11 protein-coding genes are annotated in these 13851 nt (G+C 45.9%); 5 read left to right on the forward strand and 6 right to left on the reverse strand.

What is annotated here, in order from left to right; genetic code table 11:
* Positions 1-20: 20 nt before the first annotated feature.
* From LZG74_RS03415 to LZG74_RS03425, 3 genes are all read right to left on the reverse strand, one after another.
* The gene (locus tag LZG74_RS03415) at positions 21-1583 is read right to left on the reverse strand and encodes an Rne/Rng family ribonuclease (RefSeq protein ID WP_233795208.1); all 1563 of its coding nucleotides are present in this window, start codon (positions 1581-1583) and stop codon (positions 21-23) included.
* Between the two features lie 258 nt (positions 1584-1841).
* Positions 1842-2687 (reverse strand): tetratricopeptide repeat protein, encoded by an 846-nt coding sequence (locus LZG74_RS03420; RefSeq protein WP_233795209.1) that lies wholly within the window; start codon positions 2685-2687, stop codon positions 1842-1844.
* 30 nt (positions 2688-2717) lie between these two features.
* Positions 2718-3023: an HU family DNA-binding protein gene (locus LZG74_RS03425; RefSeq protein ID WP_026631310.1), complete on the reverse strand. Its 306-nt coding sequence runs from the start codon at positions 3021-3023 to the stop codon at positions 2718-2720.
* A 159-nt stretch (positions 3024-3182) separates the two neighbouring features.
* Here LZG74_RS03425 and mutY point away from each other — a divergent pair, with 159 nt between their 5' ends.
* The 5 genes from mutY (at position 3183) to LZG74_RS26375 (ending at position 8501) form a co-directional block, all read left to right on the forward strand.
* Positions 3183-4262: an A/G-specific adenine glycosylase gene (gene mutY, locus LZG74_RS03430; protein ID WP_233795210.1), complete on the forward strand. Its 1080-nt coding sequence runs from the start codon at positions 3183-3185 to the stop codon at positions 4260-4262.
* A 105-nt stretch (positions 4263-4367) separates the two neighbouring features.
* A complete protein-coding gene (locus LZG74_RS03435) occupies positions 4368-5225 on the forward strand; it encodes a phytanoyl-CoA dioxygenase family protein (RefSeq protein WP_233795211.1) in 858 nt (285 codons plus the stop codon).
* Between the two features lie 77 nt (positions 5226-5302).
* On the forward strand, positions 5303-6508 hold the full coding sequence (locus LZG74_RS03440; protein ID WP_233795212.1) for a Gfo/Idh/MocA family protein: 1206 nt from the start codon (positions 5303-5305) through the stop codon (positions 6506-6508).
* 61 nt (positions 6509-6569) lie between these two features.
* Positions 6570-7049: a single-stranded DNA-binding protein gene (locus tag LZG74_RS03445; RefSeq protein ID WP_255698926.1), complete on the forward strand. Its 480-nt coding sequence runs from the start codon at positions 6570-6572 to the stop codon at positions 7047-7049.
* A 135-nt stretch (positions 7050-7184) separates the two neighbouring features.
* Positions 7185-8501: a transporter associated domain-containing protein gene (locus tag LZG74_RS26375; RefSeq protein ID WP_233795213.1), complete on the forward strand. Its 1317-nt coding sequence runs from the start codon at positions 7185-7187 to the stop codon at positions 8499-8501.
* 1 nt (position 8502) lies between these two features.
* Here LZG74_RS26375 and LZG74_RS03455 read toward each other — a convergent pair whose 3' ends face one another.
* Genes LZG74_RS03455 through LZG74_RS03465 form a run of 3 tightly spaced genes read right to left on the reverse strand, consistent with a single transcriptional unit; the run spans position 8503 to position 13831 of the window.
* Entirely contained in the window at positions 8503-8919 is a 417-nt protein-coding gene (locus LZG74_RS03455) for a hypothetical protein (RefSeq protein WP_233795214.1), read from the reverse strand.
* Positions 8920-8922: 3 nt separating this feature from the next.
* Positions 8923-10362: a RagB/SusD family nutrient uptake outer membrane protein gene (locus tag LZG74_RS03460; protein WP_233795215.1), complete on the reverse strand. Its 1440-nt coding sequence runs from the start codon at positions 10360-10362 to the stop codon at positions 8923-8925.
* Positions 10363-10396: 34 nt separating this feature from the next.
* Positions 10397-13831 (reverse strand): TonB-dependent receptor, encoded by a 3435-nt coding sequence (locus LZG74_RS03465; protein WP_233795216.1) that lies wholly within the window; start codon positions 13829-13831, stop codon positions 10397-10399.
* Positions 13832-13851 lie beyond the last annotated feature (20 nt).

Here is a 13851-nt window from a genome sequence, read left to right on the forward strand (position 1 = left end):
CTGAGATTTAAATCAGGCTGTTAGTTACCCGGAACAATCTCAATTTCCTCGCCGTAACGGTTGTGGAATTTGAAGTCGACCACACCCAGCGAAGTATCTTTGATCAGCTTCACCCAAGTTTTGTAATGGAAAAGCCACTTCACTTGCTCGGAGATTAATCCCTTTGTAAAATAAGAATGCAGGAATGGATGAAGTGAAATGGTGATTCCACGCTCATTCTGCTTGGTCAGAATGTAATCCAGGTTATTAGCAATTACATCCGAAACCAGAATGCTTGCCTGAATAGTGCCCGTTCCGCCGCAAGTAGGGCATGTTTCGCGGGTTACAATGTTCATTTCAGGCCGTACGCGCTGACGGGTAATCTGCAGCAGACCGAATTTTGAAAGCGGCAAGATCGTATATTTCGACCGGTCACCCTTCATCTCGTCGCGCATTGTATCGAAAAGAACGCGTTTGTTTTCCGCCTTCTTCATATCGATAAAATCGACGACAATAATCCCGCCCATATCGCGAAGCCGCAACTGACGGGCAATTTCTTTGGCTGCTTCGAGGTTGACGCTCAATGCAGTCGCTTCCTGATCTTCCTCTGAATTGGACTTGTTACCACTGTTTACGTCGATAACGTGCAGCGCCTCAGTATGTTCAATGATCAGGTAACCGCCATTGGGCAAGCTTACAGAACGTCCGAAAAGGGATTTGATCTGCTTTTCAAGACCAAATTGTTCAAAGATTTTATTCTTACCACTGTGCAGTTTCAGAATGTTCTCCTTGTCAGGCGCAATGTTGTGAATGTAAGCCTTAATGTCGTCGTAAACCTCTTTGGAATCAACCGTAATGCTGTCGAATGATTCATTCAACATGTCGCGGATGATGGAAGAAGCGCGGTTCATCTCGCCTATAACCCGGTCGCGGGGCTTGGCATCTTTCAATGCTTTGATCCCGTTTTCCCACTTGTCGAGGCAATCCTGCAAATCTTTATTGAGCTCATCCACATCCTTCCCAGTTGCAACGGTGCGGATAATGACACCGAAGTTGGCAGGCTTAATGGACGACATCAGACGCTGCAGGCGGTTGCGCTCCGCTTTGTCCGTGATCTTTTTGGAAAGGTTTACAGAATTTGAAAACGGCACCAGCACAATATAGCGGCCGGCAATCGAAATGTCGCAGGAAAGTCTGGGACCTTTTGTAGAAATAGGCTCCTTAACGATCTGAACAAGTATAGGCTGGTTTTTGGAAAGTACCTTATCAATTTTACCAAGCTTCTCGATTTCGGGCTCCATCTTGAAGTTATTCAATTTGCCCGAAGTCTGACGCTTCGATATTACGTCCTTGGTCAGTTTGTTGAGGGAATTGATATTTGGCCCTAAATCAAGATAATGCAGAAACGCATCTTTTTCAAAACCGACATCAACAAACGCGGCATTAAGCCCCGCTACCAGCTTTCTGACCGTACCGAGGTAAATATCCCCCACGGTAAAGCTTTGATCCGGTGTTTCGACGTGATATTCTAAAAGACGTTTATCCTGCAAAAGGGCTATACGTTCTCCCTTTTGAGTAGAATTGATTAATAATTCGTTACTCAATGTTCAACCAACTGAATGGCTATATAATGTTGATACTTAACCTCCTCTTTCAGAATGAAAGGGGCAATACATACGAGGGGAAGAAGGCATGACCGGACTTTTTTGAAAATCCGGTCATGGTATATTATTTCTTCTTATGTCTGTTTTTTCTAAGTCTTTTCTTTCTCTTGTGAGTGGAAATCTTATGTCTCTTTCTCTTTTTTCCGCAAGGCATGTTTTATGTCGTTTAAAATAAAAATTGATTGTTTTTTCTGCTTATCAATTGTTCAGACGACCTTCCAATTCGCCAATCGCTTGCTGGATTACAGGATCTTTTTCCTCCTTTTTAACTTCGGAAAGGACCTTGCGGGCCTCTTCCTTGTTTCCCAGTTCCACGAGCGTCAATCCTAAATAGAACTTCGCTTTTGTATTGGCCGGATTATTGGTCAAAATCTGTCTGAACCTGTCGGCAGCTTTTGAATATTGGTTAGATCTCATGGACAAGATCCCTAAATTGAACAATGCCAATTCGTTGGTAGGATCGGTGTCAATCACTTCGCGCAACATTAAAATTCCCTGCATCGGGTTTTCTGTGTTCACGTAAGTCATTGCCATGTTGGCTTTTGCAGCTAACAGGCCAGGATTCTGGTCAAGTGCTTTTTGGTAATATTCGCGGGTTTTCGTTCCCAGATTTTTTGCTTTCTGATCATCAATGGCAAAACCATAAGCTTCGTAATAACGATCGCCGGTCCTGACAAGATTTTCAACGCTGGGAGACAAAAGTGCTGCTTTTTCAGCATAAAATGCTGCGCTGTCGAATTTTTGCAATTGAGCAAATTTGTCAGACAACTTCAAGCCCGCTGCAACCTTTTCCTTATCATTCGCATTCGCAAAGCCATTTCTGAGCTGATCGACGATTTTTTGCTGATCCGGCGCGATAGTGGCTTCATGTGATGACGATTGAACGGAAGAGTCCGGAGCAGCCGCCGTAGCAGCTGCCTGAGACTGGTTTCTCTCGTTGCCTACTTCCTTGCCTTTGGTATTAACAACCACCTTGGGAAGGCTGAAAAGCGTTCCGACAAGAGCAACTGCAAGCACACAAGAAAGGAAAATAGACTTTTTCATACTGTTATAACCCAAACCTTTTCAGGTAAATTACTTTTCAGCGACAGCTTTCAATTTGTCACTTTCTTTTACCTGCTCTACAAATACTTTTGCAGGTTTGAAGCTCGGTACAAAGTGCTCGTCAATGATCATTGAAGTTCCCTTCGAAATATTACGGGCAACTTTACGCGCACGTTTTTTATTGATGAAACTACCAAAACCTCTTACATAAAGGTTCTCTCCCTCAGAAAGTGAGTCCTTTACCACGGTGAAGAACGATTCTAGCGTTTGCTGAACATCGCCCTTGTCTACACCTGTTTTCTCAGAAATCTGTGCGATTACGTCTGCCTTAGTCACTTTGATTGTTTACTTTAAGTGGATATTATTTCATTTATTTACTTACTCCTCTAAATTTTGGGAACACAAAGGTACGCTAATTTTACCAAGATTTAAAAGGAAGGCGTTTTCATTTTTTTTCTAATTGGTTAAATAACAGCGTACATAAGGACAAACATTATGATATCAGACCCTTTACAGGTAGATGATTTTAACAAAAAACTTAAATCCTGGTATCTCAAAAACCACCGGCCTTTGCTCTGGCGACAAACGACGGACCCCTATAAAATATGGTTATCGGAAATCATTCTCCAGCAAACCAGAGTCGCCCAGGGAACGCCTTATTATGAGAAGTTTCTGGAAAATTATCCCACCATTTTCGACCTCGCCAATGCCGATGAACGCGATGTGCTGCGCCTCTGGCAGGGCTTAGGTTACTATTCCAGGGCGAGAAATATGCATTACACGGCGAGGCAGATCGTCAGCGAATTTGAAGGCAGGTTTCCGGAAACAGCAATAACCCTCTCGAAATTAAAAGGTTTGGGGAATTACACAGCCGCAGCGATTGCATCTTTCGCTTTCGGCGAGGCCGTTGCGGCGATTGACGGGAATGTGTACCGGGTCATGTCTCGGATTTTCGGGATCAAGGCGGATATGCTTTCCAATGAAGGGAAAAAGGAGTTTGCCAAAGTTGCGAAAGCGCTGATTTCGCACGAAGATCCGGCGACTTACAACCAGGCAATGATCGAGTTCGGTGCGCTACAATGTGTGCCTGTTTCGCCCAATTGCAGCATTTGTCCGTTCAATGACATTTGCTATGCCTGTGCATTCAATGTGCAGAATGAACTTCCGGTGAAGGCCAAAAAACTGAAAGTGAAAAACCGTTTCCTGAATTATTTTATCATACAACAAGGTGATAAGCTGGCCATGCAGGAGCGGAACACTAAGGATATCTGGAAAGGACTTTATGATTTTCTCTTAATTGAATCCGCTGCCCACGTCGATTCACCAGAGGAGCTGGCCGATAACCCAATGTTGCTGGCAATAATGAAAAAAGGGACTATCCGCCAGGTGCCGAAATTATACATTCACTTGCTGACCCATCAGAAGCTTCACGTGCAGTTCTGGTGGCTGACTATCCCCGAAAACGAGCCCGTCGACCTTCCCCCGAATATTTATTTTTTCTCCAAAAGCGAGGTTGAGACGCTCCCAAAGCCGATTTTGATCGATACAGTTTTAAAAGAAGAAAAATATTTGTGACCATTTCGAAACCTTCACGTCTAAATGGTTTTAATCTTCGTAATCTGCGAGGAATTGTATTTTAAGTAATATATTTTTGTACTAAACACGTAAAACGGATGAGTTATGACAAGTTTTAGTTTAAATACAAGCCAGATTAAGACATTCCATGAAGACGGTTATGTGGTCGTGAAAGGGCTGTTTTCGGAACAAGAGACTGATAAATTATATCGGACGGCGGTTGAGAATTCGGTGATGCAGAAAAATGCGATGGACCTGAATGACCAGTCGGGGAAGAAGACGAAGCTTTCGCTCTGGTTTACGCCGGGTGATGACGTTTTTGGCTATCTGATCCGCAGCGAACGCATGGTCAATTCGGTTTGGCAGTTGCTGGGGCAGGAAAGTCCGGTTTGTCACTTTCATACCAAGTTAATGCAGAAAGAACCGAAGGTCGGCGGTGCCTGGGAGTGGCATCAGGATTATGGTTATTGGTATAAAAATCAGTTTATATTCCCGGATCAGTTAATGAGTGTAATGATCGCTCTAACGCCTGCAAACAAGGAAAATGGTTGTTTGCAAGTCATTAAGGGCTCTCATAAAATGGGTCGTGTCAATCATGGTTTTGCAGGTGAGCAGGTGGGCGCGGATATGGAAATGGTGAATCATGCATTGAAAACGATGGAGCTGGTTTATTGTGAAATTGAACCGGGCGACGCATTATTCTTTCATAGTAACCTCATGCACAGGTCGGAAGCTAATTTGTCCGATCATCCGCGCTGGTCCCTGATTTCCTGTTATAATTCACAATCCAACATTGCTTACGCCGAAACTTCCACATCCTGGCGTGTTCCGGTTTCCGTAGTTCCTGACCGGGCTTTGCTCGAATGGGATGCTTCATCCTTTGGCGATGCCGATTTTCTTAAAAAAGAAGATGATCCGGCGCTGAAATCAACTGGCTGGGAGAGTGAAGTGAAGACCAACTAGCAGACGCATCTAGATAGGGCCATTTCCCACAGGTAAGGCCATTTGAATTTATTCCTAAACAACTTCAAAATACGATTATGCAGAAAATTGCAATGTTAGGTTCCGGTTTTATCGGACGTTTTTACGCTGAATCCATTAACGGGCAGCGGGGCCGGGATAGGGTAGTTGCCATTTACGCACGGCGTGATGAAAGTGCCCAAAAGTTCGCCAAAGACTATGGCTGCGATTTCTGGTCGTCCAGTATGGAAGAAGTGATTGCGCACCCGGATGTGAATATGGTGTGCATTGCGTTGCCTAATAATGTTCATGAAGAGGCAGTTAAGCTCTGCGTGAAACATAAAAAGGCTGTTATTTCTACCAAACCACTCGGGCGTAATGCGGCGGAGGCATTGCGGATGATGACGGCGACAGAGGAAGCAGGAATCTTTGCAGGTTATCTGGAAGATCTTTGTTACACACCAAAATTTTTAAAATCGCTCGAAAGTGTCAAAAACGGCTCATTAGGAAGGATAATCTGGGCAAAATCTCGTGAAGCGCATCCTGGTCCGCATAGTGAATGGTTCTGGGACATTGAGCAGGCCGGCGGCGGCTGTATCCTGGATTTGGGCTGTCATTGCATTGAAATATCACGCAATTTTATTGGTAAGGACATTAAGCCCATTGAAGTCATGTGCTGGGCGGACACGCAGGTGAAACCCATTGATGCTGAGGATCATGCCATTGCATTGGTAAAATATGAAAACGGAGCGATCGGGCAGTTTGAAGTGAGCTGGACTTTCCGTGGCGGCATGGACTTGCGCGACGAGGTCATGGGAACAGAAGGAACGATCTGGATCAACAATTTCCTGCGGACGGGTTTTGAAATGTTCACAACAGGGCAGAATGCAGATGGAAAAGGAGAGGATTACGTAGCTGAAAAGGCCGAAAGCAATACAGGCTGGCTGTTTCCGGTGGGGGACGAGGTGAATGATCTGGGCTACAACCATATGTTTACCGACATGTTCAATGCAGTGGAAAATGGCAGGGAAGCGGCGGAAACTTTTTATGATGGCTATGTTGTGAATGCAGTGATTGATGCAGCTTACAAATCGGCGAAAACCAAGCTTTGGGAAAAAGTGGAACTGCCGGTCTGGCGCGGACAGGAAGGCGTGACCAAACCTTCAAACTACACTTCCTATAATGACGAATATTATTTGATCAAACAGGAAATGACGCATGACGGGCGGAATAAATTAATTTTGAAACATAAAATTACGGGCAAAATCAGCGAACAGGATATTTAAAAGTGCTTTTACATCCGTATCTTTAATATTAACTTAAACAAATCATCCACAATTAGAAATCATGGCAGGAAGCGTTAACAAGGTCATTTTGATAGGCAATCTGGGCAGCGATCCCGAAGTTAGATATCTGGAAAGCGGCTCGGCAGTGGCCAAATTCAACATTGCAACAACAGAATCATACACCAACAAAAGTGGCGAACGCGTCGATAATACGGAGTGGCACCGCATTGAGCTTTGGGAAGGATTGGCCAAAGTGGCGGAAAAATATCTGAAAAAAGGAAACCAGGTTTACATCGAAGGCCGCATCCGCACCGACAGCTGGACTGACAAAGAAGGACAGCAAAGAACCGGCGTTACGATCCGCGCAAACAGCATGACATTGCTGGGCGGTCCGGGCGCACCTGGGTCTGGCGGCGGCGAAAGCAGCGGCGGTTATGCACAACAATCTTCACAACCCAGAGCACAGCAATCACCTCGATCATCCGACCCGATCCCGCCATCACTGGCAGCCGGGAATGATGATGACGATCTGCCGTTCTAAGCAATTACAAAAAGTCAGCGATTCTGCTCAAATGTATTTATTTCAGCTTTTATAGTCGATTGGAATAATATTTTTGAACAGAATCGCTACATTTATTTAAACGAAAGTTTATTGCAAACTTTTCCAAACCAATTCGTGAAAGAAACAGCAGACAGCGACGATCCGCTTGCCCGAACGCGTACGGGGATTACCGTCCCCCAAAGATGTACGCAAACTTTATTTGCAGGAGTCATTATACCCACTGATTTCCTTGCGCCTTACGACCTGATCCTGGTTATATTCCTCTTCCTGGTTTCCCTGTTTCTCTCCGGCGTCCGCGCCGCATATGCTGCCTCCGGTGCATTGGAAAATCCCTGGGAACGAAAAAGTGATACCGAAAGCACGCTCCCAAACCGCATTCAGCAGCTTGCCCTTTCGCTGATTCAGCGTGGAATTACGATGCTCGCTCTGCTTTTGGCAGCACGCATTGCCTGGATTCACATTCAGGACGATCCAAATAATGTTTACAAGTGGATTTTCATTGGCTGTCTCGCGCTATGGATCTGGCTGGATGCGATGGTCCGCTACAATGCCGCGCGACGTGCATTGGAATTTATTCCGAAGATCTCGGGCGTTACCAATTTCCTGATCAAGATTTGTCAGCCACTTGCGCAGCCCATTATGAAGCTGGGCTATTCATTTGGCGTGCTTACGCCGGAAGGGGCCGAAATCACAACCGAGCGACTGGAAGCAAAAGCGGAAAGTGAAGAAGAAACCGACCTTTTACGCGGATTGGCTAATTTCCGTCAGACCAATTCAAAGAAGGCCATGCAGGCGCGTCTGCACATTACAGCATTCGATATTGAGCTGGATTTCCATGAATTGATGGATAAAATAAATAAATCGGGTTACTCGCGGGTGCCGGTTTACCGGGATGACCTGGATCACATTGAGGGGATTTTGAACGTGAAGGATTTGTTGCCGCACATTCATTTGGACGAACATTTCAACTGGCAAAAATTGCTGCGCCCGGTTTATTTCATCCCGGAAAGCAAGCATTTGGATGATCTGATGAAGGAATTTCAGAATCGCCGTGTGCATATGGCCATTGTCGTGGACGAATATGGCGGGACGAGCGGATTAATCACATTGGAGGACATCATTGAAGAGATTTTCGGCGATATCAATGATGAATATGACGAGGATGATGAAGTGAATTACACCCAGGTAGACGATAACACTTACGTTTTCGAAGGAAAAGTTTCTATCAGCGACCTTTGTCGACTTCTGAACCTGGAAACGGATTATTTTGACGAAGTAAGGGGCAATAATGAGTCATTAGCAGGCCTGCTCCTCGAATTGTTTTCAAGATTGCCGCGCACAGGCGAAATGGCGACACACCGGGAAGTGACTTTTAAAGTGCAATCGGCTGATAAGAAGCGGATTAAGAAGGTTAGGGTGCTGGTTGGATAGCTTATTTGCCTTTTGGAACTGCTTTTGAAAAATATCTTATTTCGTACAATTCCTGATTTTTTCCGGACAAATAAGGCTTCTGCGACATTTTTAAGACCATAATCTTTTCGTTGAGATCCAGGATTTTATAGCCTGACAAGATTTTGCCCGTCGAATCCGTGTAAAAGAGTGAATCGGCGGAGCCTAGCTGATAGCGCGATTTGCGGTATTCGCCTTTTCTTCTTTCGAACAATGTTCCATCGGCCCGATAGTCAAAGTAGGACCAATGTGCATCTTTTGTATTGTTGGTAAAACTGAAACCATTTACATAATTGGAAATGGAATCGGTTCGCCATAAACCTACAATGTCTTTTTCACGGGACGAGCATCCCGTAAAAAAGACAAGCAGGCAGATCAATGAAATTCCTTTTTTGATCAAAACTTAATAATTGCTATTCTGGATTAAAACGCCGTTACTCAAATCCACCTCGCGCTGCGGCAACGGGAAATAGTAATGTTTTGGCTTAACGAAATTGCGGCTGGGCTTGTTCGGGCCACGGTTAATCTTATAATGTGCTACAATGTCGATCAATCCGGCTTTGTCCCAACGCATCAGATCCTGATGTCTTTCGTTTTCCCCAGCCAATTCCACGCGCCTTTCGTGCATGATGTTTTTCATGGTTGCACCCGTGATAGCAGCCAATCCAGCGCGTTTTCTCACGACATTCAATTCTGCGTCACCATTTGCACCCGAGCGAATCTTTGCCTCGGCAGCTAACAGATAAACATCGGCAGTTCTCAAAAACGGCGCATTCAAACTCTGGCTCATATCGCCGTTTTCAGCGAACTGCGTGTATTTTTTGAATGCATAACCTGTCACACGTGTCATCTTTGCGTCGAAGGTTTCCACGCCAGCTTCATTGCGATCCACCTTATCACCCGGACTAAAAATGGAAGATGCTTTGCGCGTATCGCCTTTTTCATATTCCTGAACAAGATCCGCAATCGGCTCATGGAAGCCCCAGCCGCCGAATGCCTGCGGCGTATGGTAGAAAGTAGGGGAGTTGTCGGCCGTCCAGCCCGTTTCGTATTGCAGCGAGAACAAGATTTCGGGATTGTTTTCTGTGGCCAGCTCAAAATTCTGGTTGAAGCCAGTGGCCAGCTTGTAGGCAGCATTTGATGTCACCTTCGTGCTCGCCTCAATTGCTTTCGCCCATTGTTCCTGATACACGTATAATTTGGTCAAAAACCCATTCGCAGAACCCTGGGTAACGCGGCCTGCATCACCATCTGCATGCGACACGGGTAGCAATGAAGCAGCTTTAATAAAGTCGGCCTGAGCTTGTGCGCGGACTTCTGCCAATGTTGATTTTGGCTTATTAAAATTTAATGCTAATGCGTCCTCTTCAAGTAAAATGGGCACTTCACCGTAAATGAGCGATAGTCTCCAATAGATAAAACCTCTCAAAAAGTAGGCTTCACCCATGCTGCGGTTGCGCAATGTTTCGTCCATGTCAACTTTTGGGGCGTTAATCAGCACAGCATTTGCCCTGGAAATGACTTCGTATTTGGTTTTCCAGGTTGCCAGAATGTGCGAGTTGGAAGCATCGAAAGTGAACATTTCCAAAGCCGTTTCATCCGAATGGTCGCCCGCGCGGTTCATGTCATCCGAGCAGTTATCAAATGTGTATTCTGTGTGGGCAAAACCGTCTTCTTCAAGCAATGGCGCGTAAACTGCATTCACTGCCGCCACCACATCATCGCCGCTTCGCCAGTATTGTTGGGAAGTCACCTGTCCGTAAGGCGTTGTTTCCAGCAAATCATCACAGCCTGTGAGCATTGCCAGCATGATATAACCGGATAGTATTGTTATCTTTTTCATAAATAAATTCTTTCAGTTTTGGTCTAAGTGGGTTTTAGAAAGAAATGGTGGTGCCAATCGTCCACGTGCGGGCCAGCGGATATTGCGCATAATCCACGTTCAGCTGATTGTAAGTGCCGCCGCTTCCGACATATCCCAGCTCCGGATTAAGGCCCGAGTATTTCGTGAAGGTCAACAAGTTTTGCCCTGTCACATAAATCCGCGCCTGTGACATTTTTAGTTTGCTGATCGCATTCTTTGGAATAGCATATCCAAGGGTCATGTTTTTCAAGCGCAGGTAATCTCCTTTTTCCACAAAGAGGTCGGAAGGCCTGAAATTCCGGTTCGTGTTGTTAATGCTCATCCTCGGAATGGTGTTGCTCGATCCCTCGCCGTTCCAGCTGTTCAAAGCATCGGCATAGAGGTTGAAAGGATAACTTGCGTCAAGCCCTTGCATGCGGTCAGCATTGTAAATCGAAACGCCGCCTACACCCACGAAGAACAATGTGAAGTCAAACCCTTTATAGTTAGCACCCGCAGAAAATCCGTAGTTGATCTTTGGCTGCGGGCTGCCGATGATCGTTCTGTCATCATCATCCACAATGCCGTCGTTGTTCAAATCCAGGAAACGCACATCGCCCGGCACAATCTGTCCGTCTGCACGGCGCGGATCGTTTGAAATGTTTGCATCGCCATCAATTTCATTGACATTCTGGTAAATTCCATTCGTTTTATAGCCATAAAAAGTGCCATATGGCTGTCCTTCATACGTTCTTACAATCTCTTGCTGGCCCCTTCCGTAAAGCTGCGTTGCCAGGAAGCCACCTGGCGTGGCCAGTTTGGTAATTCTGTTTTTTATAAAAGTCGCATTACCACTTACATTGAATGTTACCGCACCAACTGTATGCTTGTAGGAAGCTTCCAGCTCTAAGCCCTGGTTTCTAAGCTGTCCCACATTCTGGTCAGGAATAGTGGCGCTGCCGATTGTGCCGACTGATGGCGGCGCAAGCAGCATTTTCTTGGTATCCTTAATAAAATAGTTTGCAGACAGATAGAGGCTGTTTTTAAACAAACCTGCTTCCAGGCCGAAGTTGCTCATTTCCGCCGTTTCCCAGCCAATGTTCAAATTGGCAAGCCTGCTCTGAGCAGCGCCTGAAACCTGATTTTGCACCCCGCCATTTCCGAATGCATAACGGAAAGTAGAGTTGATCAAAGCCAGATATTGCAGGGAAGCCACATTCTGGTTACCCAGCTGTCCCCAGCCACCCGTCAGCTTGAAATTGCTGAAAACAGGCAATGCATTTTTGAAAAAATCTTCTTCCGAAAGTCTCCAGCCCAGCGAGAATGCCGGAAAAATGCCCCACTGATTTCCGGGAGCAAACTTGGAAGATCCGTCACTCCGCATAGTTGCCGTAAACAGATAACGGTCATTAAAGGAATAATTAACCCTTCCGAACCACGACCCAAGCGCGTCATAACTGCGGCCGCCGTTGCCGCCGTTCGCCAAAGGAACCGAGACGATGATCCCGGCATACTGCATGTAACGCAACGAAGGATCTTCACTGGCAAACTCACGTCCCCATTGATTAGCATAAATGCTTTTGAATGTCTGCGAAGTATAACCGCCGACCACACTCAGCGAATTTTTGCCAAATGCCTTGTCGTAAGAAAGGAAATATTCCTGCAAGAAAGACCACGTTTTATCACGGCCTACGCTCAACTGATTGTAAGAATTTTTGCGGAATTGGTCGTTAACCTTTATATCAAATGTCTGGCTGTCTGAAAACGTACCGTCCATGGCCAGGTTTGCACGCAATTTCAATCCGTTCACAATTTCAAGTTCGCCGGTAAGGTTGCCAAGAAAGCGATTTCGGATATTATTTTTATCCTGTGTATCAACTGTAAAAATGGGGTTGTTCAAGTCTCCGAATGCACCCAATCCGTCGGTTGAACCATAGGAGCCATTGGCATTGCGGACCGGCAAACCAGGATGGAAACGGATAGCGGTGAACAGCAGGCCAGTCTGTGAAGATTGCGTGTCCGGACCTGAATTATGCGTGTTGGTATACTGGAAATTCTGCCCGATTTTAATCCGCGAACCCACCTTATGGTCCGAATTGATCCTGAATGTATACCGCGTATAGTTTGATTTCCCGATTATTCCGTCCTCATTATAGTAACCTCCCGAAATCGCAAAGGTCGAATATTTGCCGCCACCACGCAGCGATGCGTCGTAATTGCGGGTAACGCCCTGCTTTAAAAGTTCGTCCTGCCAGTTGGTAAGCTGCGTCTGATATTGTTTATCTTCCCAGATCGCCGGAATGTCTAGCTTGTCATTGGTGTATGCTTTTTGCTTCATTTCTGCTAATTGAGGCGCGGTAAGCACATCCAGGGATTTGATCCGGTTCGTAACGCCTACATAAGCATTCACGGTGACAGACAGTGGATTATCGAATTTCCCACGTTTGGTCGTGATCAGGATAACGCCATTTGCCGCCCTAGTTCCATAGATAGCGGAAGCAGATGCATCTTTCAGAATTTCAATGGATTCAATGTCATTCGGGTTCACGTCATTCATTGTGCCAGCCGGAACGCCGTCGATCACCACCAATGGAGAAGAGTTGTTAACCGTTCCAAAACCACGTATCTGAATGGAACCCGCATCACCCGGAGCACCGCCGTTGCGGACAATGTTCACACCTGCGGCGCGGCCTTGCAATGCTTGCTGTGCGCCGCCGGAAGGCAGATTTTGGAAATCCGCGCCTTTCACGGATGACACCGCGCCAGTCACATCTTTCTTTTCCTGCGTTCCATAACCCACCACAACCACTTCTTTCAGCGCACTCACGTCGGGAGCAAGTGTTACGTTGATAATCTCCTTATCCACAAGCACTTCCTGGCTTACATAGCCGATGAAGGAGAATTTCAAAGTGGCATTCTGATCGGGCACTGCTATGCGAAAATTACCATTTTCATCCGTGGAAGTACCCTGTTGCGTGCCTACAAGCAGGATGTTCACGCCCGGAAGACCGGCGCCTTTTTCGTCCAGCACTTTTCCTGTAATGTTACGCTCCGCTGTGATCCCCTGGTTTTGCAATGTTTGTTCGTTCCCGGTCGGAGCTAAGGGCTTTTTTCTGAGCAGGATCCGCGAGTTGCCAACCACTTCGTAGGACACATTCAAAGGCGTCAGCAATTGATCCAAGACCTTGTTCAAGGTTCCCTTAACCTCTTTCAGACTTGTATTTTGCGAATTCTGAATACTCGATGTGCTATATACGAACTTCACGTCCGCCTGCTTTTCGATCATTTGGAGCACCTTTTTCACTTCCAGCGATTCCACTTTCAGTGAAATCTCCTTATTCAGCAATTCCTGCCCGTGAAGTGTATGCGCGAACGACATGCCGCAGCATAATATGGCGATAATCAGTTGTTTAGCCGTAGTACTCATGACCTTGTAAACAACCCTTTTGAGGGGTATTTTTTTATGCATATTTTTAGAGGTTTTTGTGA

This window comes from Dyadobacter sp. CY327 (genome assembly GCF_021390415.1).
In the GTDB taxonomy this organism is placed as follows: Bacteria; Bacteroidota; Bacteroidia; order Cytophagales; family Spirosomataceae; genus Dyadobacter; species Dyadobacter chenhuakuii.

What these genes read in the sequence shown, in the direction of transcription:
- LZG74_RS03420 (WP_233795209.1), bottom strand. Translation starts at nt 2,687, where the DNA reads ATGAAAAAGTCTATTTTCCTTTCTTGTGTGCTTGCAGTTGCTCTTGTC.
- mutY (WP_233795210.1), top strand. Translation starts at nt 3,183, where the DNA reads ATGATATCAGACCCTTTACAGGTAGATGATTTTAACAAAAAACTTAAA.
- LZG74_RS03435 (WP_233795211.1), top strand. Translation starts at nt 4,368, where the DNA reads ATGACAAGTTTTAGTTTAAATACAAGCCAGATTAAGACATTCCATGAA.
- LZG74_RS03440 (WP_233795212.1), top strand. Translation starts at nt 5,303, where the DNA reads ATGCAGAAAATTGCAATGTTAGGTTCCGGTTTTATCGGACGTTTTTAC.
- LZG74_RS03445 (WP_255698926.1), top strand. Translation starts at nt 6,570, where the DNA reads ATGGCAGGAAGCGTTAACAAGGTCATTTTGATAGGCAATCTGGGCAGC.
- LZG74_RS03460 (WP_233795215.1), bottom strand. Translation starts at nt 10,362, where the DNA reads ATGAAAAAGATAACAATACTATCCGGTTATATCATGCTGGCAATGCTC.
- LZG74_RS03465 (WP_233795216.1), bottom strand. Translation starts at nt 13,831, where the DNA reads ATGCATAAAAAAATACCCCTCAAAAGGGTTGTTTACAAGGTCATGAGT.